Source organism: Campylobacter concisus (assembly GCF_003048675.2).
Lineage (GTDB): Bacteria > Campylobacterota > Campylobacteria > Campylobacterales > Campylobacteraceae > Campylobacter_A > Campylobacter_A concisus_F.
This window is the reverse complement of record NZ_CP060707.1, coordinates 525,749-548,877: the sequence shown is the minus strand read 5'-3', so window position 1 is coordinate 548,877 and position 23,129 is coordinate 525,749. Positions and strand designations below refer to the sequence as shown.

Genomic DNA, 23,129 nt, shown 5'->3' with positions numbered 1-23,129 from the left:
TTACTCCCACTCTATCGTTGCAGGTGGCTTGCTTGAGATGTCATAAACTACGCGGTTTATACCATTTACTTCGTTTATGATGCGGCGGCTTACGTTTTCAAGCAGATCATAAGGAAGCCTTGAAAAGCTTGCAGTCATGCCATCACTTGCATCTACCACGCGCACGCAAACAGCGTTTTCGTAGGTGCGATTATCGCCCATAACGCCAACAGAATTTACATTTAAAAGTACGCAAAATGCCTGCCAAGTTTTGTTATACCATCCACTACTTTTTAATTCATCACGCAAGATCACATCAGCTTTACGAAGTAGCTCAAGGCTTGGTTTATTTACCTCGCCCATGATGCGGATAGCAAGACCGGGTCCTGGGAAAGGATGGCGGAAGACTAGCTCGCGGCTTAGTCCAAGCTCAAGTCCTAGCTTTCTAACCTCGTCTTTAAAAATTTCTCTTAGTGGTTCTATTAGCTCAAATGTCATCCAGTCAGGCAAGCCTCCAACGTTATGGTGGCTCTTTATCGTCTTGCTTGAGCCGACAACTGAGCTTTCGATGATATCAGTATAAAGAGTGCCTTGAGCGAGAAATTTTACATCGCCATGCTTTTTAGCCTCTTTTTCAAAAATTTCTATAAATGTCTCACCTATGATCTTGCGTTTTTTCTCAGGGTCAACGACGCCGGCCAAGCGACCTAAAAATATCTCACTCGCATCTATGCTAACTAGCTCAACGCCAAGTTTCGTTCTAAATGTAGCTTCAACTTGTTCTTTTTCGTTTGTTCTAAGAAGTCCGTTATCGACAAAAACAAGGATCAAATTTTCAGGCACAGCGGCTGCTAAAAGTGCTGCAGTCACAGAGCTATCCACACCGCCGCTAACCGCGCAGAGCACCTTGTGAGTACCCACTGTTTTTCTTATCTCTTCTATTTTGTTCTTAGCGAAGCTTCCCATATTCCAAGTGCTCTCGCAGCCGCAGATATGTTTAGCAAAATTCTTTAAAATTTGCGTGCCATACTCGCTGTGTTGTACCTCTGCGTGAAACTGGATCGCATAAAATTTACGTTTATCATCACCAAAGGCGCAATAAGGCGAATTTTCGCTGACCGCAATCGCCTCAAAGCCCTTTGGTAGGTCTTTTACATAGTCGCTATGGCTCATCCATACGATTTGTTTTGAAGGTGTATCTTTAAAAAGATCGTGCTCTTTTACGACGCTAAGTTCAGCCTTGCCGTACTCTTTGTGATCAGCTGCTAAAACCTCAGCACCATGCGTGTGAGCAAGTAACTGCATGCCGTAGCAAACGCCAAGTATAGGGATATTTAGCTCAAAAACGCCATTATCACAAAAGTAAGCATCTTTAGCATAAACGCTAGCTGGACCACCACTTAAAATGATACCTTTTGGATTTTTTGCCTTTATATCGCTTAGTTTTGCGTTAAATGGCAAAATTTCAGTATAAACTCCCTCTTCTCTTAGCCTTCTAGCTATTAGCTGAGTATACTGCGAACCAAAGTCCAAAACTATAATCGTATTGTTCATTTATAACCTTTTAAAAGTAGATGTGAAAAATTTCAAACTGCACATACCAAACAATGAGTGATACGATGTATCCCAAAACTACCATCCATGCATATTTCATATGCGCACCAAAGGTATAAATTCCTTTTAATTTACCCATTACTCCAACGCCAGCTGCTGAGCCAAAACTAATCATCGAACCGCCGATACCAGCTGTAAGTGTCACAAGTAGCCACTGACTCATAGACTCGCCTACATCAGCTCCCATGGCTGGATTTGCTTTTAGCACAGCTGACATAACAGGGACGTTATCAACGACTGCTGAGAGGAAGCCAACACCGATATTTACAGGTGTTGAGCCAAATTTATCATAAAGTGACACAGCGTAATTTAAAAATCCAGCAAAGTGAAGAGCGCCAACTGCAGCTAAAATTCCAAAAAAGAAAAATAGCGTGTTGTTCTCGATCTTTGACATATAGTGAAAGACATTCATAGGTTCTTCGCCTTTGTGAGCTTTTTTGAAATAATATGTATAAAGGCTAAGTAGCGAGAAGCCAAACATCATGCCCCACATAGCTGGCAAGTGAAATAACTGGTGCATCATAACTGCACAAAAGATAGTAAATGCACCTATAAAGATAACCGCTTTACCGCCTTTTTTCATAACCACTTTTGGCTCATTTGCGACGTCAAAATGAGGCGCAGTATTTGGCACGATGCGTGAAAGTAAAAACGCTGTCACAAACCAGCCGATAAATGAAGCTGGGAAAAGTGCGAAAAAGTCTAAAAATGGTGACTTGCCAGCTGCCCAAACCATAAGTGTAGTGATATCGCCAAATGGACTCCACGCTCCGCCTGCGTTTGCTGCTACGACGATGTTTATCGCGCCTGCGACTAGGAAATTTGTATTATTTCTATCTATCGTTAAAAGAACGGTTGATAGGATAAGCGCTGTTGTTAGGTTATCAGCCACTGGGCTAATGAAAAATGCCAAAATTCCAGTTAGCCAAAATAGCTTTCTGTAGGTGTAGCCTTTTGAAACTAGGTTGTATTTAAGTGCGTTAAATACATCTCTTTCAACAAGTGCTTCGATAAATGTCATCGCTACCATTAAGAAAAAGACGATCTGAGCTATCTCTAAGATCAGGTGATTTACCTCGTGCTCTAGCGAATGCACATCCATGCCGTTTATAAGCATATAAACGCCGATTAGCAAAAACATAAAAGTGCCGATAAAAATGGCAGGTTTTGCCTTGTCGATGTGAAAATTCTCTTCTGCTGCTATGAAAAAGTATCCAACAACAAAAATGATAAGCGATAAAATTCCCGCCCATGTAGTAGTTAAGTCAATAGCCGCAGCTTCTCCGTCAGCACCAAAGGCTATAGCAAAAAACAAGCCTAGAAGTCCAAATAACCTCATATACTCTCCTTGTAAGATAAAAATTTGCGTATTTTACTTAAATGAGCCTAAAATTTAGGTTAGTTAAATTTATTAAGCTTGCATTACATTTTTATCTTACGCGAAATTTAAGATCAAATTTTATTGATCTTGTCAGTTTTTTTCTCTTTCACAGGCGCATCGCCATAAAATGGATCGTCCTTGTAGCCGCAGCCACTAAGTGCAAAAAGAGCGAAAATTAAAATAAAAGATGATAAGATTGCCTTATGAAAAACGCCAAATTTATGATAGATGCTATCCACGAAAATCCTTTGTATAAAGAAAAATTAAGCATGGCAGACGAGTGCCAAGAGCTTCTTCGCCTCATGGGTAAAGCAAAGCGATTTTACATAGCTTTTTGCTATGTTAGAGAAGGCATATTAACCTTCGTTCTCACTCATCCCTCAGGGCTTTTGGAGCTTAGACGTGATAGTAGTATAAATGATATAAAAGGGTTATTAAAAACCTTTTGCAAATTTAATAAAGATAGCATTTTTGCAAGCGTCATCGAGCCAAAACCTCTTAGCGAGATCAACTATATAAAAAACAAAAAAGAAGAAAATATAAGATTTATCGTGAGCAAATATCTAAAATTTTTCACGCCTCAACCTACGCAAAGGTCAAATTTCATCGCGCCAGCAAGCAAAGGCGAGTTTAAAAATTTAGCCACAAATGAGCAAATTTATAATAAATTTGAAGAGCTAAGAGAAATTTTGCTAAAGAAAAACGAGCAGGCAAGATGCTAATAGACGAGATAAGAACGCTTCCAAATGAGCCTGGCGTATATCAATATTTTGATACTCAAAATAGACTTTTATATGTCGGCAAGGCCAAAATTTTAAAAAACAGGGTCAAAAGCTACTTTAAATTTACCCCAAGCTTAGCTCCAGCTGAAAAGCTAAGCCCAAGAATTTTAAAGATGATAAGCGAGGCTGTGCATCTTGAATACATCGTCACGCCAAGCGAGGCAGACGCGCTCATACTTGAAAATTCATTCATCAAGCAGCTTAAGCCAAAATACAACATCTTGCTTCGTGACGACAAGACCTACCCTTATATCTTTATAAATTTAAACGATGAATTTCCGAGATTTGAGATCACTAGAAAGGTTGTAAAAGGCTCAAATATACGCTATTTTGGGCCATATTTTAGTGGAGCAGGAGAGCTTCTTGAGGCGCTTTATCTAAATTTCAACCTAGTTCAAAAAAAGTCCTGCATCAAAGGCAAAAAAGCCTGCCTATTTTACCAGCTAAAACGCTGCTACGCCCCATGTGAGGGCAAAATTTCAAAAGAGAGCTACGCTAAAATAGTCGCTGACGCCACAGCCGCTTTGCAAAATCCAAATTTGTTAATCGCCCGCCTTGAAGAGCTCATGCTAAACTACGCCAAAGCCGAAGACTACGAGCAAGCAGCCGCGACTAGAGATAAGATGCAAACGCTTAAAAATATGCAAACAAAGGTTGAAGTTGATCTAGCCAAGCTTGAGGACTTTGAGGCCTACTCGGTCGCTTGCGTGCATGATATGATCTGTGCGGTGAGATTTAGCGTGCAAAGTGGCAAGATAACAGGCGTAAAAACCGATATCACGCAGGCTAAAAACGCTCAAAAAGACGAGATAAACGAGGCTTATAAGCAGGCCATTTTAAAAAGCTTTATCGCTGGTCAGCCAATAATTAGCACCAAAATTTACGTCAATGAAAGCTTTGAAGATAGCGAGCTTGTTGAAGAAATTTTAAACGAGAGGTTTGGGCGTAAATTTAGCATCACTTGCCCAAAAATAGGCGACAAGCGTAAAATTTGTGAGATCGCCACCAAAAACGCTGAAGTTAGCATCGAAAAATACCTAAAAACGCACGACAACGAGCTACTAAATGAGATAAAAGAGTATTTTAATCTAGCTCACACGCCTTACGTGGTCGAAGCCTACGACAACTCGCACCTTTTTGGCGAGGCAAGTGTTGGGGCGATGGTGCGCTATGAGCATGGCGAGTGGACGAAGCAAAACTACCGCCACATGCACCTAAATTCCAAAAACGACTACGATCAGATGAGAGAGAGCCTCACTGCTAGAGCACTTAGGTTTGACAAGCTTAGTCCGCCTGATCTTTGGGTCATTGATGGTGGCGAAGCGCTTTTAAATTTAGCCTGCGAGATTTTAGCAAGTAGCGGGGCAAACGTCGATGTGATCGCTATCTCAAAAGAAAAAATAGACGCCAAAGCTCACCGCGCAAAAGGCGAGGCGAAAGATAAAATTTATACAAAAAATGGCAGCTTTAGCCTAAGCACGAGCGATAAAAAGCTGCAGTTTTTCCAAAAAATGCGCGATGAGAGCCATAGATTTGTCATCAGTTTTCACAGAAAAACAAGGCAGAAAAACGATATGCAAAGATCAGTGCTAAGACAAGCTGGCGTTTCTGAGGGCAGTATCGCGAAATTAATCAGCTTTTACGGAAGTTTTGATAAAATCAGCGAAGCAAATTTAGACGAAGTGGCAAAAATAACAAACAAAAGCGTAGCAGCAAAGCTTTTAACGCTCAAAGAAGGAAATTTGAAGTGATAATATACGACAAAAACGGTCAAATTTTAGCGATGGGAGATATCTCTCTTGGCCTGCTTGAATTTAAAGATATAAGGGAGTTTTTAAGCGAGCATAAAGACATTGACGAGCTAGTTTTAGACTACAAAGAGTCTGGAGTTTTTATAGATTATCTAGCTAAAAGACCAAATTTAAGAGTAAATTTAAAGACCAAAAACGGCAAAATTTTAAATGCGACGCTTAAATTTTCAAAGATCAGCTCAGTAAAAAATGAAGAGTATTTTGAGCTTTTAATCCTCGATCAAACAGAAATTTACAGCCAAAACCAGCAAGCTGCGATAAAAGCAAAGACCAAACTTCGCTTGCCAAATTTAAGGGTCGATGAAAAAGAGCTTTTAGACAAAGAAGAAGAGGTTTTAAACGAGAGCTGGTTTAGCGAGACGGCTAGCTTTTTAAATTTAAGCAAAAGCGAGTTTGCGACCTATCTTAGTATATTTTTAAGCAAGGCAAAAGACAAGATGATCTTTATCCAAAGTGCGGTGCAAGCAAGAGATACTAAATTTTTAGAAGAGAGCATAAAGATCTTAAAAGAGCCAGCTCTAAATTTAAAGATCACTCCGCTTGTGGCAAATTTCGATGCGCTACTTACCAGACCAAACAAAATGAAAAAGATCGCTCATATCAATGAAAGACTAGGCGAAATAAGCACGCTTTGCAATAAATTTTCAAAAAGGCTTGGTAATGAGGGTCAGTAAATTTTTGGTTCTTTTGCCGATATTTTTGGCGGCTTTCGCTTGCTTTTACAATGGCGTGCTCTACTTTGATAATTTTAGGATCTCTTATGGCATAAATAGCGAGGTAAAAAGAGAAAGTTTAGTAAGAAGCGCTGCAGCTTCTATTATCTCAGAGAGAAAAGCCTACGAAAAATATAGTCAGACTAGGTCACCACAAGACGAAATAACACTAAGAAAAGCAAATGCTGCTAAAAATCTAGCTGTAAAAATATTTTTAAATAGTCTCTCCAACACTTCAGATGATACAAGGATGAGAGATAGGCTAAATGAAGTTTTAAAAAACGCAAATGCAAGCTGGGAGAGCTTTAACCTCTCGTTTTATAGCTTCGTTGAACTGGCAAATTCTGCGGTAACAAGTGGGCAAGTAGTGTTTAAAGATGTTGCTTTAGATATTGATATCAAGCGCTATATACTCTCTTTAATCAGAACCTATGAGCTACTTCAAAATGTAAATACCGCAAAAGAGCACATCTTAGCTGTGCTTATGGGTAAAGAAAAAATTACTGAAGGTTCGTTAAAACAAACTCTAAATGGCCTTAAATACAACGATATAAATGCAAATTTACTCCCAAGTGGCGATATAAAAGATAGCATAATAAGAGATATAGAAAGGCTTGACAATATAGAGATCTCTCAGGGCTATGACGAGATCCGCTTTAAGCTAAAACTAAACAATGAGCTAACACGTGATGAGATCTTGCAGATAAATAATTTTGAAAACAAAAGAGCTGATCTTTTTGGCAAGATAGCAAATCTCTTAAGCGACGGGCTAAAGAGGCAAAATGACAATTTTAGGATAAAGGTGCTTAGTCTAATATTTTTGATGTTTTTTCTATCGCTTTGGCTCTTTTACGCTGGCTATAAAACATACATCTGGCTAAAAGATCTGGAGAATTTAAATCAAAAAATGAAGCTTATAAGAGATGAGATTTTAAAAAGAGGTGATAGAAATCCACAAAATTTAATAGAAAGCTTCATAACCCTATATAAAGAGCTGCTTCAAAAGTATGAGCAAGAAAGAAGCTTTGCTGCGATAAAAGATAGACTGCTTGTTAGGCTAAGTAAGAAATTTTATCAAGCAAAAGAGCAGATCTTTAGCTCGGTCGCTACCCTAAAAAAAGATGAAAACGTGGTAAAAAATGAGCTTCTTTTTGAAAATTTAGAAAAAAATAGCCAAATAATCGCGCTAAATTATAGCAATATAAAAGGCTTGCTTGATAGCAAAAATGGCGAAGTTGGACTAAATTTAAAGCCATTTAACCCACAAATTTTATTTTCAAACATACTTGAAGCACAGATACCTTTTACGCAAGAGAAAAAGCTAAATTTCTTAACCTATCTTGACGCAAATATTAGCGACGAGCTAGAGGGAGATAGCGAGAAGATAAGCGTTGTATTTGGCTCTATCATGCAAGCTATCGTGACAAAATGCGATAAATTTGCCAACTTGATAGTGGAGATAAAAAATGTCAGCGACGCTCTTAGCCAAAGTGGTCTTTTGCTCATCGAAACAAAGATAAGGACAAATCAAATTTTCATAAATGAAGAACAGATAAAGGCTTTAAGCGCAGAAGATGAAAGCGAGATAAATGACGAAGAGAGCGAGTTTTATCTAAGACTTGCTAGCTTTTATCTAAAGCTTTTTAACTCAAGCCTTGACATAAGCACGCTAGGCGGAGCTGGTAATGAGTTTAAATTTATCCTCAGTCTAAAAAAGGTGCAAAAACTGCAAAATTTCAGCCTAAATCACGAGCTAAGGATCGCGTATCTGCCTGATATAAATGCAAAATATAATGAATTTTTCGCAGCTACTTTAGAAGATATGGGGCTTAGGTTTCAAAATATCATCTCAAACAACCAAGCACTAGCGAAAAACTACGATATCGTCTTTGCAAGGCAGAGTGCGAGTAAAAATATAAATATAAAAAATGTGGTCTTGTTAAAAGATCCACTAACTCCACTTAGCGTTGCGCGGCTTGTCTATATGGAGAAAAATAGGGGCGAGAGCTTGGCTGAAGAGAAGGTGCTCTTTTTGCTTTGCGACAAAAACCCACTTAGCCTTGAGATGTTTTCGCGCGCTTTTAGTTTCTTAGACTGCGAAGTCATAGGCGTTAGCAGTCATAAAGAGCTTAAGCAAGCACTACTTTTAAATAGGTTTAACGCTGTTTTTATCGACGCTTCATTTTTTGAAAATGGCGTGGCAAATTTCGTAAAAGAGATAAGATCGCTTCAAGAAGAGAAGATAAATTTAGTCGCTGTGGTCTCAAACACCTCAAATATCCCTGAAAGAGAGCTGCTACCTGCTTTTGATGAGAAGATCAGAAAGCCTTTTAGCAAAGATGATCTAAATCAAATTTTGCCTAAATTTATCAAAAACTATAAGCCAAGCAAAGAGAATAGATACTTTAGCAAAAATGAAAATATAGTGATTTACAAGAGCACGAAGCTTGAAAATAAGATATTTGCTGGCGCTCTTGGCGAGTTTCAAAACACGCTTGAGATCGCAAATAGCTTTAGCGAGCTTTTGATAAAGATAAAGACAAAACCTTGCTCGCTAGCGCTTGTGGATGAAACAGCGGAGGGCTTTGATATAAAAGAGCTAATAGCCACGATATCTGAGCTTAGATCGGGACTAAAACTAGATGCTAGAGTGATACTTTTTAGCAACAACTTGGAGCTTAAAAATCAAAAAGAGTATATAAAAATCCTATCTCCAAGCGTGAGCAAGATAGAGCTTACAAACTTCGTAAAATCAGAGCTTAGCGAGATAAATTCGACCCAAAATGAACTAAAGAACAACTTTAAGTTTATAAAATTTAAGGTTTGAGTTTTTGCTTAGCCTATAAATTTAAACTAAATTTATAGGCTTGTATCTTTAGTAAATTTACGTGAGATAAAATTTAAATTTTTGCTGGGAAATTTGCCGCTTTGATTTAAAGTGACTTGCGTTTTAGCAAAACTATTTTAATCAAATTCTGGCTAAGGATTTGTAGGTTTTTGAATTGATCTAAGCTGCCAGTAGATCAAATTTGTTTTCAAAGTGGCTTAGGTAAAAATAGAAATTTAACTAGCCTGTAAATTTGACATCAGGCTAGCCCTGGATCAAATTTACTCTTTTATCCTACCGATAGCTTCAGCAAATTTAAGCTCTTTGTTTTCAAAGAGGTTGTACTCGATCGCATCTTTTTCGCTAAGTATGACGATGGTTGAGCCAAGCTCGAAATTTCCAAGACGCTCACCCTTTTTGATGTGTAAATTTTCATATTCATAAATTTGCGTAAAATTTGCCATCGCATTTGTCTGGATACGCTCATCAAAGCAAAATTTCATCTTACCAACGTTTAGCGCACCCACGAAGACTAGCCAAAGTTTTTTGCCATTTTTCATCTCGCAAAGTAGCGCCACACGCTCGTTTTTGGTATAAAGGCTATCGACCTTGCCAAGCCATTTTACTGCCACGCTGTAAAGCTTACCAGGGATATAGACCGCTTTTTTTATCGTAATATCGCAAGGTGTATGATAGTGATGATAGTCTTTTGGGCTAAGATATATGTTGGCAAAGTCAAACTCGCCATCAAGCTCGCCCTGCCCCAAAAGCTCCTTCACACCGTAGTTCATGCCTTTTATGCTAAAAGCTTCTAGCTCTTTCGTGGTGCCAAAACTAAGGCAGGTACCATCAACAGGACTTATAAATATCTCATCTGCTGCGTCAAATTCTCTTGGCTTTATAAGCTCCCTAGTGAAAAGTTCGTTTAAATTTTTATACTCACTTGCTGGCTTAAACTCACTCATGTCGATCTTAAATAGCTTTACATAAAAGGAGTTGATAAGCTCTTGAAGCGGCTTGAAAAAGTTTAATTTAGCAACCTTGCCAAAAAATTGAGAAAAGAGATTGTCCTTGTTCATTTTAGTCCTTGCTTAAATTTAAAATAGCGATCTCACTAGGAGCAAAGATCCTAACCGGAGGTCCCCAAAATCCTGCACCGCTACTAACATAAGCTTGCATTTTATCATTAATCTTATAAAGCCCATGTAAAAAACCTTGATCCAGCAAAACAAGGATACTAAAAGGAAAAATTTGCCCAGCATGCGTGTGTCCGCAAAGAACTAGATCAACATCTTTTTGCATAGTTTTTATAAATTTTGGCTGATGAGATAGTAGGATAATCGGCAAATTTGGGTCACATCCTGCTAGCGATTCGTCTAAATTTGGCTCTAAATTTTTAAATCTTATGCCAGCTAGATCATAAACCCCTGCCAAATTTATACCAGCTATTTTTTCATTTTTATTACCAAGTATCCTAATGCCAAGAGCGCGAATTTTTTCTAGTATCCCATCAACTCCGTGGTAGTATTCGTGATTGCCAGGGACATAAAAGGTGCCATAGGTGCTTTTAAGATTTTTTAATGGATCTAAAAAATCCCCTATAAGTTCAGCTCTCATATCGACCAAGTCGCCAACTATCACCACCAGGTCTGGTCTAGCTAAATTTATCTCTTTCACAAGCTCAGCCACAAAATCCTTTTGCAAAAACTCGCCAATGTGCACATCGGTTATCATGGCTATTTTTAGATCATTTTGTAAATTTTTTATTTTTATACTAACTTGTCTGATCTTTGGCGGAGTAAGTGCGTTAAAAATTCCTTTCAAAAAGCAAGCAACTACAAAAATGACAAATGTCACATCAAAGCAAAATTTAATAAATTTTCGTCTCGTGGAATTAAAATGAGCTTTTGAGCAAATAGATCTAACAACATCATAAAATAAACTAACGCCAAATAAAAATAGAGAAAAACCAATGAGCGTTCCTGCTATCAGATAGAGTTCTATATTTAAAAAAGAAAATCTTAGTTGAAGAACAAATACAAACTCGAGCACACTAATAACATAGAAAAATATACGAATTTTTTTAAGATGTGGAGTAAAAAAAGATACCTTTTTTATAAAACGTTTATATGAGTATAAATTTGTAAAAACACTAAAGATAAATGCCCCAATAATAATCCGAAAAAGTCCCAAAATATCTCCTTGAAAACAAGGATTATATTTTATATTTTTAAATTTACATTATAAATTTTATTAATTATTTAGAACAATTTGTAGTGCTAAGCCGTATGATTTTATAATTTAAATTTACAAAAATAATTATTAAAAGATATTTGCCTTAGGATAATAACTAAAAGATAAAATTTGGAATTTAAAAATAAAAAGGTGGGAAAACTCCCACCTTAAAAAAGATTACTGGACTTTGCCAGATTCAATTCTTTCTTTATAGATTTTGCGAAGTTTTCTAATGTCGTTCTTAACTTCGAATACACCATGCCAGTGTGAATAGTCAGGACCGCCCATTAGAGCGCCTTGTCTCATACGACGACCTTCATGGTGCCACATATGATAATAGACATCTTGGAATTCATCTGACCAAGCATCTTCTAGTAGTAGGTTTTTAGCTTTCAACTCTTCAAGCATCTTAGTTGCTTCAGCGCTATAAACGTTATAAAGCTCTACTTGTTTATCACCCATAATGAAGAAGTTATCTGTGTGAGTTGTAGAGTGGCAAGCTTTACAAACTAGTTTCATCTCAGCACGTGCTTTTTCAGGATCGCCACTTGGGTGACCTGCTAGAGGTGTTCCTATGGTTAGTTTGCCAGTTTTTTCGTAAACAACAGCAGCTTGTTCATCACCAGCTGTTCTTAGCTTACTACTGATGCCCCATAGGTTCCATTTTAGTCTTCTTGAAACGTTGTGAGTTGTTGTTGTTTCACCAACACCGCTCATATGACAAGCTGCACAAGTTGGAGCTCTAAAGTCTGGTACATCCCATGTATCAGGAGCAGCATCAAAGTTCCATTTGTGAGCTTCGCTGTTGTAGATATGTCCGTGCATTGAGTTGTTGAATATCTCAATATCTGGGTGATCAGGTCCAAGGTGACAAGACGCACAAGCAGCTGGTTTTCTAGCTTCAGCTACGCTAAATGTGTGCGCGCTGTGACATGATTTACAGTTACCTACGCCACCATCAGGATAAACATTGCCTATACCATAGTTTGGCCAAGTCTCTTTTGTAGGTTTGTGATCAGCGTCTAGTTTGATGACGGTTCCGTGGCACTGAGAACAACCAGTGGCATCTGGAGCCATTTTGTATTCTGGATGATCCATACCTTCATAGTGATACATTAGTTTTACCATCGCAGGGTTAGCATACATTTGCATAGCAGCTCTTGCGTGACCGCTCTTTACTAGTTCATCAACTTCGTTTTCGTGGCACTTAGCACAAGTTTTTGGGCTAACTAGCATTGAAACATGGTTGTTAGAATCTTTTGGATGCACCTTAACTGAAGCCATAGGATTATCTGCATTTACAGAGTGGCAATCCATACAACTTACGCCAACGTGAGCGTGGCGACTATTTTTCCAATCGGCAACTATGCCGGGTGTCTCTTTAGCGTGGCACTCAACACAGCTTTTTGATAAGTCTGACATTTTGTGAGCAACTTTAATGTTTTTTACAACATTAAGGTTTAAAGCGTCAGATTTATTTGCATCCATGTTTGCGGCAAAGCCAAAAGACATTAGACAGGCTAATAACATTAGCGACTTTTTAAACATCTCTCCTCCTTACTTGGTTTTATTGTTTTCTTGTTTTTTAATTGCTTCAAATTTATCCATTTGTAGTCCTAAATCCTTGTGGCCAACATGCTCATGGCAATCAACACATGATTTCTTATTAGGATTTCCAAGAACGAAATAATCTCTATGTGGCAAGAATGATTTACCAGCTTGAATAACATTTTTTAAATTTGAGTGGCAAGTCATACAACCACTATCATAGACAAAGTGAGATGCATGCTCGCGTTTTTTAAGCCAGTCGATCTTGTCTGTATCTGTAAAAAATGTCTTATAGCCATCATTTATCGATACTTTAAGTTTTGTAAGTACATAGGTATAGGCACTTGTGTGGTCCAGGTGACAGGCTGAACATTCAGCTTTTATGCCAAGCTTGTTATTGCCACCATGTACATCTTCATGATATTGCAGCATCATAGGATCCATCGTGTGACACATGGTACAGACAAATCCACTACCAGTCGCATGAAGTACATCAGCTATACCCATAGACGCAATAAGTCCGATCACAATGCCGATAACAACAGATGACCAAACAAAAAATTTCTTCTTAACTTCAGCCAAAATTTCCTCCTGAATTTATCAATATATCGTAAATTTTTACGAAAATTTTAGGTGAATGTTATCCAAAAAAATATAAATTTTTTCTTTAAGTAAATGAAAATATTTATTTGATATTAACTTTCAATAAGAATAAATTTCTTGTAGGCCACCTACATCTTTTTCCAGAATTTGGTTCTTCTCATCAAGTTTAACCAAACCATTTGTTTTAAATTTATTTAAAATTCTCGAAAAAGTTTCTGGAGTCATATTGAGTATTGATGAAATTTTTGTATGCTTTAGCTCATTAAATAGATCTTCGTGATTTAAAATGAACCTAGCCACCTTCTCTTCGGAGCTAAGTATTAGTTCCTGGTGGAGTAAATTTGTAGTTATTCTTATCTTTTGAGCCATTGATTTTAGAAATTTCATGCAAATTTCTGGCTTTGTTAAAAATTGTGCTTCAAATTTTTCATAATTTATCTTTAAAACCTCGCCAGAGATAGTAAAAATGGCGCTCGCTGGATAAGGGATATTTTCAAAATTTACAACTTCAGCTACAAAATTCATAGGTGCAAGCTGATGGATAAAAATTTCTTTACCATTTGCCGTAGTTTTATAAAGTTTAACCGAGCCAGTTATCAAAAATGTAAGCCACTTTGGCTCCTCGCCCTCCATAAATAAAAACTCACCTTTTTTATATTTTTTAACAACGCTTATTGCTTCAAGTTTGGCTAGGTCCTCGGCGCTAAGACCTTGAAAAAATGGGATTTTTTCTATCATATTTCACTCGCTTTTAATATAAAAAAGCATTTTAGCATAAAAAATAGGACAAAATTTAACGGATTTCAAAGGGAGCTTTATCCCTTTAATTTAAGAATTTATTTTTTAAGAAGATCTCTGATCTCAGTTAGAAGTGCTATATCAGCTGGAGTTTCAGGCTCTGCAGGAGCTGCCTCTTCTTCTTTTGGTAGTTTATTTTTAAGTGTATTTAAAGCTTTGATAACGCAAAAAATACAAAATGCAATGATTAAAAAATCAACCATTGTTTGTATAAATGAGCCATAGTTTATCGTAACAGCTGGCGCACCTTCTGCTGCTTCTTTTAGTGTTAGCTTAAGATCAGTGAAATTTACACCGCCTGTTATAACACCGACAACTGGCATGATAATATCACCAACTAGCGATGAAACGATCTTTCCAAATGCCCCACCGATAACAACACCAACTGCCATATCTATGACATTTCCGCGCATCGCAAATTCTTTAAATTCGCTTATAAAACCCATTGCTTTCTCCTGTAGATAGTTAAATTTTCGTGCGGATTTTATAAAAAATATGCTTTGCCTAGCCTAAAAATTTAAAATTACATAACTTTAAATTTATCAAGCTAGTGTTATAATCCAAACTTCAAATTTAACGTAAGGAATGAGCTTATGTATCGTTTTGCACCCTCTCCAACAGGAGATATGCACATAGGAAATTTACGTGCTGCTATTTTCAACTATATTTGTTCTTTGCAAGATAAAAGTGGTTTTATTTTACGCATAGAAGATACCGACAAAGAGCGAAATATCGAGGGAAAAGAGAAAGATATCTTAGAAATTTTGAGCAAATTTGGCATAAAACCAGAGCAAATTTACATCCAAAGTGAAAATTTAAAATTCCACAGACAGCTTGCATCAAAGCTTCTCATCGATAAAAAGGCCTTTGCTTGCTTTTGCACCGAAGAAGAGCTTGAGGCAAAAAAGCAAAAAGCAAAAGAGCAAGGCGTGGCATATAGATATGACGGCACCTGCGAGAGGCTAAGCGACGCTGAAGTTTTAAACTGCGAGAAGCCATTTGTCATCCGCATGAAAAAACCAACACGCACGATGAGCTTTACAGATGCGATCAAAGGCGAGCTAAGCTTCGAGCCAGACGCAGTTGATAGCTTTGTCATCATGAGAGCAGACAAAACTCCGACTTACAACTTCGCCTGCGCGGTTGATGATATGCTTGAGGGCGTGACCTTTGTCATACGCGGCGAGGATCACGTGAGCAACACTCCAAAGCAAGACCTCATACGCGAGGGCCTTGGCTACACTGGCAAGATGAACTACGCACATTTACCTATCCTTTTAAATATAGAGGGTAAAAAAATGAGCAAACGCGAGAACGAATCAAGCGTAAAATGGCTCTTTGAGCAGGGATTTTTACCTGAGGCGATCGCAAACTACTTGATACTTCTTGGCAACAAAACTCCAACTGAAATTTTTACGATAGAAGATGCAGTAAAGTGGTTTGATATAACCAAAATTTCACGCTCACCTGCTAGATTTGACGTGAAAAAGCTTGAGCAGATAAATAGAGAACACATCAAGCTTGCTTCAAAAGAGCGCATAAAAGAGATCTTTGGCGTAGATGAGAGCAAGGTTGAGCTAGTTAAATTTTACACTCAAGAAAGCTCACTAGTACCTGAGATAAAGGCAAAAGTAGAGGCTATATACTCACCGAAAATAGCTCCAGATGAGTATAAAAACGAATTTGAGATCATAAAAAAAGCAGCTCTAAATTTAAAACCGTGCGAAACATTTGATGAGTTTAAAAAAGAGCTTATGAGCGCTACAAATTTAAAAGGCAAAAACTTTTTCATGCCGCTACGTGCGCTACTTACAAACGACCTTCACGGCCCTGAGCTAAGCGAGCTCTATCCGCTCATTAAAGATGATCTAGCAAAAATTTTAATCTAGGAGCAAAAATGATACTTTCCACCCTATTTTCAGCGGTCGCAAACATTTTGCACCTTATCATCACGGTCTATACGTGGATCGTCATCGCAGCGGCTCTCATTAGCTGGGTCAAGCCTGATCCTAGCTCGCCAGTCGTGCAGCTACTTTATAGGCTGACTGAACCTGTTTATAGCTTCATCAGACGTTACATCAAAACAGAATTTAACGGCATCGACTTTGCCCCACTCATCGTGCTTTTAGCACTTCAACTCATAGATCAATTTTTAATAAGGCTTTTATTTGTTTTTGCTGCGTCACTTTAGTATCATCTCTTTAGCCTGCGTCGCTCTTTTAGCTAAAATTTACACCTACGAGGAGCTAAAAAACGAGCCAAAAAGCCTTGCAAAAGACTACTACATAAACCGCCTCATCAACGAGGGCAGCTACACAAAGGAGCAGATAGCAGAGCTTTCACGCGACGTTTTTAGAAAAAGTGGCTTAGTTCAAAAATCAATCAATAAAATTTTACCTCCCAAAGCAGCCCCTAGCAAGTGCCCTGGCATAAACGCAAACAACATCACAAGTGCTAGCTTGGCTTGCCAAAATTTACTAACAACGATGAGCTTTTCTCTAAAGCTTGATAGCAAAACTCGTGAAATTTTAGCGGCAAATCTTGCAAATACAAACCCAGAAAAAGCTAGAATTTTACGCACTTTAAACGAGCCAAATCCAGCTCTTAGCTTTGCAAATGCAAACGATGCAAAAAGCTTTTTAGAGCTTTTTAACGCCTCAAACCCGCAAAGTAAAAGTGAGCTTTTTAGCGTAAATTTTGAAGCAAATTTTATGAACAAGCTCTACATGCAAAAGGGCTTTACAAATTTATTAAACGATGTCGTATTTAATAAAAAATATGAAAGCTTTAGAAGAAATTTACTTAGCATAGATCCAGCTGTCACTGAGAAGAGTGACGCATTTACCCTTGGATTAAACGCCATCTTGCTTGGTCAAAATGACATTGCATTTAGTTTTTTTACAAGAGCTAAAAGCACCTTTGATAGGGCTTGGCAAAGGGACAATGCCACATTTTGGCAGTATGAACTAAGCGGCGATGAGAGTTTTTTAAAAGAGCTAAGTGCTAGCAAAGATGCAAATATATACTCACTTTATGCAAGAGATTTGGTCGGTGGAGAGCCACTTGAGGTGATCGTGCCAAGACCCAGCAAGCAAAATATCGAAAATTTTGATGTAAGCGATCCATTTTTATGGAACAAAACCGCTGCCCTTGCAAAGGATATGAACGCCACGCAAGCAAGCGAATTTGCGATGAGATTTTACACAAACGAGAGCATCGGCGCATACGCATACTTCATGCAAAAGGCACATGGCTGGGAGAAGCAGTACTTTTTGATGCCAAACTCGCCTGAGCTTGAGGGCATCAGCACTGAGCGAAAGTCGATGATCTACGCACTTGCAAGGCAAGAGAGCCTCTTTATCCCAAGTGTCGTTTCTACCTCTTACGCCCTTGGAATGATGCAGTTTATGCCATTTCTTGCAAATGCGATCGGCAAAAAAGAGCTAAAAATTCCAAATTTTGACCAAGACGATCTTTTTAAAACCGATGTTGCATTTAAATTTGCAAATCACCACCTAAACTACCTTGATAAATTTCTTTACCATCCGCTCTTTACAGCCTACGCGTATAACGGCGGTATCGGTTTTACCAAAAAAGTCATCACAAGAGATGATATGTTTAAAGAGGGGAGATTTGAGCCGTTTTTATCGATCGAGCTAGTCCCTGTGGCTGAGACTAGAAACTACGGCAAGAAGGTGCTTGCAAACTACGTGATCTATATGGCGCTTAATGGTTCCAGTATAAAGATTTCGCAACTTTTCGAAAATTTAACAAAACCGGCTTTGACTGATAAATTTCGAAACTAAGCGCAAGGTCATCGCTTTGCTTACTTGGTGCGGTCACTTCATAATAGACCGCCCAAGGCATAGAAAATCCAGCAAATTTAAGCATCTCGTCACTTTCATCAAGCAGCCTTGCATTTGTGGCATTTGAGTCACCATTTACCTTTATGTTGCTCAAATTTTGCGCATGCTCTTTTGGGTTTATGGCTACTAAAAAGTGCTCTTTGCTCTCGTCTAAATTTGAGTTATATATAGGATTTAAATAGGTTGCGATTATAAGCGTTCGCTCGATGCCATCTATGATCTCGCTCTTGCTTGTGTAGGCTAAAAGCTCATTTTTTAGTGGCTCATGCACGATCACTTTTTGATCAGCGCAGCCAAATATCATCAAAATAAATATAAAAAATAGTGTAAATTTTCTCATAAAAAACTCTTAAAAGGTTAAATTTTCTCGCATTTTAGCATTTTATTTTTTAAATTTCACTCATAAATTTTAAAGCCAATATGAGCTATAATCGCAAGAAATTTTAACGAAAAAGGCTCTTATGAAAAGACTTGCCATTGCTTTTTCTGGCCCTTCAAATAGCGGAAAAACGACGCTTATCTTAAAAGTCGCAAAAAAATTTATAGATGATGGGCTAAAGGTCGTTGTGGTCAAGCACGACCCAGGCGACAAGGCCAAATTTGACGTTGAAGGCAAGGATAGCTTTAAATTTTCCCAGGCAGGAGCCGACGTAGTCGTGATGAGTCCGACTAGAACGACTTATTTTTCACAAAGCTCACAAGAGATAGACGAGGTCATAAGGATGATCGGCGAGTTTGACATGCTCTTGGTCGAGGGGCTAAAGACGCTACCACTGCCAAGACTAAGTGTCTTTAAGGGCGAGATCGACGAAGCATATCTTAGCTTTTCAGACGCGATCGCCACTTATAAAAAGCAGATCCCATACGAGATCACAAATCTAAATTTAGACGATATAGACGCCATTTGTGCGTGGATAATCAAAAATGCAAAGGCTGTATAATGCAAGAACTAAACCAAATTTTTAATACGATAAAAGATATCGCAAAAGAGATAAGCGAAGTCATAAAATACGCCGATCTTGGCTACACAACTCACGAAAATGCAACTGGCGACACCCAGCTAAAGCTTGATGTGAAAAGCGACGAAATCATCACCGCTAAATTTAAGCAGCTTTCATGCGTAAAAGCGCTAATTAGCGAAGAGAAAGAGGATGAGCTTGAGATAAACAAAAATGCTAAATTTATCATCGCTTACGATCCACTCGATGGCTCAAGCCTAGTTGATGTAAATTTCGCCGTTGGTTCGATCTTTGGCATCTACGAAGACGAGGTAAAACCAGAAAATTTAATAGCCGCAGCTTACAGCATCTATGGTCCAAGACTTGAGCTAGTAATTGCTGAGAAAAAGGGCGCTTTGCCTAAATTTTACAGGCTTGGCAAAGATGGCGAGTTTAAATTTGTAAAAGAGCTTGAGCTAAAAGAAAAAGGCAAGCTAAATGCCACGGGAGCAACACAAAAAGGCTGGAGCCAAACGCATAGAAATTTCATAAACGAGCTATTTAACGAGGGCTACAGGCTAAGATACTCAGGTGCGATGGTGAGCGACTTGCATCAAATTTTACTAAAAGGCGGCGGTCTTTTTAGCTACCCAGCAACGAGCGATCACCCAAATGGCAAGCTAAGGGTTGTCTTTGAAGTGTTGCCATTTGCCTTTATATATGAAAACGCAAAGGGCGCAACCTCAAACGGCAAAAACCAAACACTTTTTGATATAAAAATAGAAAAAATTCACCAAACTACGCCATGCTTTTTTGGCTCGCGTGATGAAATTTCACTTTTGCATAAATTTTACGAGCAAAAATAATGCAAGAAGCACAAGCAAACGAGCCACTTGACGCATTTGAGCTAGCCCTAAAACAAAAAGCTAAAATCATGCAAGAGTGCCAAGAGCAAAAAGGTCGCAAAAGCTGTTTTAACTGCGAGGCATTTTTTGACTGTGAGATAAGGATAGAGTATGTAAATAGCTGCTACAACTCGATGTCAAAAGGCAACACCGGCAGTGACGGCGGATTTGATTTTTAAATTTAAAGGAAAAAAATGAAAGAAAAAGCTTATATAACCACTCCGATTTATTACGTAAATGACGTGCCACACATCGGCCACGCCTACACGACTATCATCGCTGATACGCTTGCTAGATTTAACCGCTTACAAGGCAAAGAGACCTACTTTATGACTGGCACAGACGAGCATGGTCAAAAGATCGAGCAAGCAGCTCGCGCTAGGGGCAAGACGCCAAAAGAGTATGCTGATGAGATCAGTGCGAAATTTAGAACACTTTGGGATGAATTTGAGATAAGCTACGACCACTTCATAAGGACAACCGACGAAGAGCACAAGCAAACCGTGCAAAATGTCTTTGAAAAGATGCAAGCAAACGGCGATATCTACAAGGGCGAGTACGAGGGCTTTTACTGCGTTAGCTGCGAGACATTTTTTAACCAAAGAGACCTGCTAGAGGACAACCGCTGTCCAGACTGCGGCCGCGTGACATCTTTAGTCAAAGAAGAGAGCTACTTTTTTAAGCTTTCAAAATATGAAGACGCGCTTTTAAAATGGTACGAAAACGACGAGCTTTGCGTCATCCCAAAGGGCAAGAAAAACGAGGTCGTAAGCTTTGTAAAAGGCGGACTAAAAGACCTCTCTGTGACAAGAACGAGCTTTGATTGGGGCATAAAGCTACCAAAGAGCGCAAACGACGACAAACACGTTATGTATGTCTGGCTTGACGCGCTCATAAACTACCTAACAACACTAGGATACTCAAGAGATAACGCTAGAATGGACTTTTGGCCGCACACCACACACATCGTTGGTAAGGATATTTTGCGCTTTCACGCAGTTTATTGGCCGGCATTTTTGATGAGCCTTGGCTTGCCACTGCCAAAACATGTCGCAGCGCACGGCTGGTGGACGATAGATGGCGAAAAGATGAGCAAAAGCAAGGGCAATGTCATAAACCCAAGAGAGGTCGCAAATGCTTATGGACTTGAAAATTTCAGATACTTTTTGCTTAGAGAGGTGCCTTTTGGACAAGATGGCGACTACAGCCAAAAAGCCTTGATCGAGCGCATAAACTCAGAGCTTGGCAACGGACTTGGCAACTTGCTAAGCCGAATTGTAGGCATGAGCGCAAAGTATAGCGACTACAAAATCGACTCAAAAGATGTCTCAAGACTTCACGGCACCGAGCTTGATGAGGCGAAGGGCTATCTTGACGAGGCGATTAAAAATTTAGAAAATTTAGCGACAAACCGCTACTTAGAGGATCTTTGGAGGGTCGTAACGCTTGCAAACGCAGCCGTTGCGAAGTATGAGCCATGGTCACTTGTAAAAGCTGGCAAAAGTGACGAGGCAAACGCACTTGTGGCACTTTGTGCAAATTTACTTGCAAAAGTGGCGATACTACTTAGCCCAGCTATGCCAAAAACTTGTGCCAAGATAGCTGACACGCTTGGCTTTAGCATAGATACGGCTTCTTACGATAGCCTTGTATTAAAAAATGAAATTTCAAATTTTATGGCAAAAGCCACTGAGCCACTCTTCCCAAGGATAGAAAAAGAGCTAATGGGCGAGGCTAGCAAGCCAAAAGAAGAAGCAAAAGTAGAGGCAAAAGCTGAGCCAAAAGAGGAGAAAAAAGAAGAAGGTACCATTAGCATCGATGACTTTGCCAAGATCGTGATAAAAGTAGGCGAAGTGCTCGAGTGCGAGAGGGTTGAGGGTAGCGAGAAACTGCTTAAATTTAAGATAGATCTTGGCGAGGAGCAGCCACGTCAAATTTTATCAGGCATCGCCAAATACTACGAGCCTAGCTCGCTTGTGGGCAAGCAAGTTTGCGTTTTAGCAAATTTAAAAGAGCGAACGATGATGAAAAAATATGTCTCACAAGGCATGATCCTAAGCGCATCAGATGGTTCGCTAACGCTTCTTGGCACGCAGGGCAAGGTCAAAAACGGCGCGATCGTTGGCTAAATGACGATAGAAAATTTAACCCACATAATAAATGGGCAAATTTTAAACAACCCAAGCATCTCAAGCGTGACTAGCTTCGCGTTTGAGGCTAAAAATATAAAACGAGGCTACGCTCTCATCGCCACACAAAGCGATCAGATCGCACCTGCGATAAAGCAAGGCGCCTACGCTATCATTAGCGAAGAGGACATCACGCCAAGCGACGAAGAGATAGCCTTTATCAAGGTAGCAAGCCTGCAAACGGCTATCATCAAGCTCATGCGCTTTGAGGCGATCCATAAAAATATCAAATTTTGCGCGGTCAATCCCTTCATAAAAGCGCTTTTAGAGAAGTCGCACCTTGAAAAAAATGCCCACGTCATACCTGAAAATTTAACCGAGCTTTTTTACAAAATTTTTCATGCAAATTTGTTTGACACATTTTTTAGCGACGATACGAGGATACTTCAAAGACTCTCACTACTTTACGAGACAGCCTGGACTGACACAAACATAAGCGTGCTAAATCCAAGCTCGATCTTTTTTACAACGCTCATTTACGACGACAAATACTATCAAAATTTATCCATCCCTAGAGTTTTTGCTGGGATGTTTTGCGGACTTCTTGGCTATCTTAAGAAAAACAATATCGGCTTTAAAGTGACAGAAAGCAGGATTTCATCGCACTTTGACCCAGTCTTTATCGACAAAGACTTTAAGCCAGTTGGTTTTGGCAGCAGTTTTAGAGCGGTGATAGCCGAAGAAGACGAGGAGTTATTTTTGACTGAAAGTATATTTCTAAGGCGAAATTTCAGCGAGAGCGAGCTTAAATTTTGTCTGCCAAAAGATAGCACGCTAAAGGTTGAAAACGCCATTTTTTATGAAAATTTAGACGAGATAAAGAAGCTACAAAATTTCGTCTACGCCCTTGTGCTTTGCAAAAAAGAAGAACTACTTGATAGCCTAAGTCAAAGTAAAGAGCAAGGCGGGCTGTTTTAAATTTAGAGCCAGAGCCTAAGCC

General features: G+C 38.9%; 22 protein-coding genes. 12 read left to right on the top strand and 10 right to left on the bottom strand.

Annotated features, from left to right (window positions below):
- From guaA to CVT00_RS02795, 3 genes are all read right to left on the bottom strand, one after another.
- Positions 1-1,533: a glutamine-hydrolyzing GMP synthase gene (guaA, locus tag CVT00_RS02805; protein WP_107915971.1), complete on the bottom strand. Its 1,533-nt coding sequence runs from the start codon at positions 1,531-1,533 to the stop codon at positions 1-3.
- Positions 1,534-1,543: 10 nt separating this feature from the next.
- Positions 1,544-2,932: a sodium:proton antiporter NhaD gene (gene nhaD, locus CVT00_RS02800; protein ID WP_103558569.1), complete on the bottom strand. Its 1,389-nt coding sequence runs from the start codon at positions 2,930-2,932 to the stop codon at positions 1,544-1,546.
- Positions 2,933-3,045: 113 nt separating this feature from the next.
- Positions 3,046-3,213, bottom strand: a complete 168-nt coding sequence (locus CVT00_RS02795) for an LptM family lipoprotein (protein ID WP_012001408.1) — start codon at positions 3,211-3,213, stop codon at positions 3,046-3,048.
- Between the two features lie 30 nt (positions 3,214-3,243).
- Between CVT00_RS02795 and CVT00_RS02790 the strand changes: the two genes are divergently transcribed.
- Genes CVT00_RS02790 through CVT00_RS02775 form a run of 4 tightly spaced genes read left to right on the top strand, consistent with a single transcriptional unit; the run spans position 3,244 to position 9,107 of the window.
- Positions 3,244-3,696, top strand: a complete 453-nt coding sequence (locus CVT00_RS02790; RefSeq protein ID WP_103558616.1) for a hypothetical protein — start codon at positions 3,244-3,246, stop codon at positions 3,694-3,696.
- Positions 3,690-5,507, top strand: a complete 1,818-nt coding sequence (gene uvrC, locus CVT00_RS02785; protein WP_107915973.1) for an excinuclease ABC subunit UvrC — start codon at positions 3,690-3,692, stop codon at positions 5,505-5,507. Before CVT00_RS02790 ends, uvrC begins: the two co-directional genes overlap by 7 nt.
- A complete protein-coding gene (locus tag CVT00_RS02780; protein ID WP_107915975.1) occupies positions 5,504-6,241 on the top strand; it encodes a hypothetical protein in 738 nt (245 codons plus the stop codon). The genes uvrC and CVT00_RS02780 overlap by 4 nt, the downstream gene beginning before the upstream one ends.
- On the top strand, positions 6,228-9,107 hold the full coding sequence (locus CVT00_RS02775) for a histidine kinase (protein ID WP_107915977.1): 2,880 nt from the start codon (positions 6,228-6,230) through the stop codon (positions 9,105-9,107). Before CVT00_RS02780 ends, CVT00_RS02775 begins: the two co-directional genes overlap by 14 nt.
- Positions 9,108-9,388: 281 nt before the next feature.
- Here the strand turns inward: CVT00_RS02775 and CVT00_RS02770 are convergent, their stop codons facing one another.
- The 6 genes from CVT00_RS02770 to mscL all read right to left on the bottom strand — a co-directional run bounded on the left by CVT00_RS02770 (position 9,389) and on the right by mscL (position 14,737).
- Positions 9,389-10,186, bottom strand: a complete 798-nt coding sequence (locus CVT00_RS02770) for a phosphatidylserine decarboxylase (RefSeq protein ID WP_107915979.1) — start codon at positions 10,184-10,186, stop codon at positions 9,389-9,391.
- Between the two features lies 1 nt (position 10,187).
- Positions 10,188-10,931: a metallophosphoesterase gene (locus CVT00_RS02765; RefSeq protein WP_230853790.1), complete on the bottom strand. Its 744-nt coding sequence runs from the start codon at positions 10,929-10,931 to the stop codon at positions 10,188-10,190.
- Positions 10,932-11,519: 588 nt separating this feature from the next.
- Positions 11,520-12,890: a multiheme c-type cytochrome gene (locus CVT00_RS02760; RefSeq protein WP_107915983.1), complete on the bottom strand. Its 1,371-nt coding sequence runs from the start codon at positions 12,888-12,890 to the stop codon at positions 11,520-11,522.
- Positions 12,891-12,899: 9 nt separating this feature from the next.
- Complete coding sequence (locus CVT00_RS02755) at positions 12,900-13,472, bottom strand: cytochrome c3 family protein (RefSeq protein WP_107915984.1); 573 nt, start codon at positions 13,470-13,472, stop codon at positions 12,900-12,902.
- A 120-nt stretch (positions 13,473-13,592) separates the two neighbouring features.
- On the bottom strand, positions 13,593-14,231 hold the full coding sequence (locus CVT00_RS02750) for a Crp/Fnr family transcriptional regulator (RefSeq protein ID WP_107915986.1): 639 nt from the start codon (positions 14,229-14,231) through the stop codon (positions 13,593-13,595).
- Between the two features lie 98 nt (positions 14,232-14,329).
- A complete protein-coding gene (mscL, locus tag CVT00_RS02745; RefSeq protein WP_107915988.1) occupies positions 14,330-14,737 on the bottom strand; it encodes a large-conductance mechanosensitive channel protein MscL in 408 nt (135 codons plus the stop codon).
- A gap of 147 nt (positions 14,738-14,884) precedes the next feature.
- Here mscL and gltX point away from each other — a divergent pair, with 147 nt between their 5' ends.
- The 3 genes from gltX to CVT00_RS02730 are packed head-to-tail and all read left to right on the top strand — an operon-like array spanning position 14,885 to position 18,097.
- On the top strand, positions 14,885-16,180 hold the full coding sequence (gltX, locus tag CVT00_RS02740) for a glutamate--tRNA ligase (protein ID WP_107915990.1): 1,296 nt from the start codon (positions 14,885-14,887) through the stop codon (positions 16,178-16,180).
- Between the two features lie 8 nt (positions 16,181-16,188).
- Positions 16,189-16,482 carry a YggT family protein gene (locus CVT00_RS02735; RefSeq protein ID WP_107915992.1) on the top strand — a complete coding sequence of 98 codons (294 nt, stop codon included), beginning with the start codon at positions 16,189-16,191 and terminating at the stop codon, positions 16,480-16,482.
- Positions 16,460-18,097 carry a lytic transglycosylase domain-containing protein gene (locus CVT00_RS02730; protein WP_107915993.1) on the top strand — a complete coding sequence of 546 codons (1,638 nt, stop codon included), beginning with the start codon at positions 16,460-16,462 and terminating at the stop codon, positions 18,095-18,097. The genes CVT00_RS02735 and CVT00_RS02730 overlap by 23 nt, the downstream gene beginning before the upstream one ends.
- Here the strand turns inward: CVT00_RS02730 and CVT00_RS02725 are convergent.
- Positions 18,018-18,497: a hypothetical protein gene (locus tag CVT00_RS02725; RefSeq protein WP_107915995.1), complete on the bottom strand. Its 480-nt coding sequence runs from the start codon at positions 18,495-18,497 to the stop codon at positions 18,018-18,020. The two genes, CVT00_RS02730 and CVT00_RS02725, sit on opposite strands and share 80 nt — an antisense overlap.
- Before the next feature lie 121 nt (positions 18,498-18,618).
- On the opposite strand from CVT00_RS02725, the gene mobB reads away from it, so the two are divergent.
- From mobB to CVT00_RS02700, 5 genes are read left to right on the top strand one after another with little or no spacing between them, the layout of a single operon-like run.
- Entirely contained in the window at positions 18,619-19,098 is a 480-nt protein-coding gene (mobB, locus tag CVT00_RS02720; protein WP_107915997.1) for a molybdopterin-guanine dinucleotide biosynthesis protein B, read from the top strand.
- The gene (locus CVT00_RS02715; protein WP_002940090.1) at positions 19,098-19,961 is read left to right on the top strand and encodes a class 1 fructose-bisphosphatase; all 864 of its coding nucleotides are present in this window, start codon (positions 19,098-19,100) and stop codon (positions 19,959-19,961) included. The genes mobB and CVT00_RS02715 overlap by 1 nt, the downstream gene beginning before the upstream one ends.
- A complete protein-coding gene (locus CVT00_RS02710) occupies positions 19,961-20,179 on the top strand; it encodes a hypothetical protein (RefSeq protein WP_103617010.1) in 219 nt (72 codons plus the stop codon). Before CVT00_RS02715 ends, CVT00_RS02710 begins: the two co-directional genes overlap by 1 nt.
- Positions 20,180-20,194: 15 nt before the next feature.
- Entirely contained in the window at positions 20,195-22,129 is a 1,935-nt protein-coding gene (gene metG, locus CVT00_RS02705) for a methionine--tRNA ligase (protein ID WP_107915999.1), read from the top strand.
- A complete protein-coding gene (locus tag CVT00_RS02700) occupies positions 22,130-23,107 on the top strand; it encodes a ferrochelatase (RefSeq protein WP_103594123.1) in 978 nt (325 codons plus the stop codon).
- Positions 23,108-23,129: the final 22 nt, after the last annotated feature.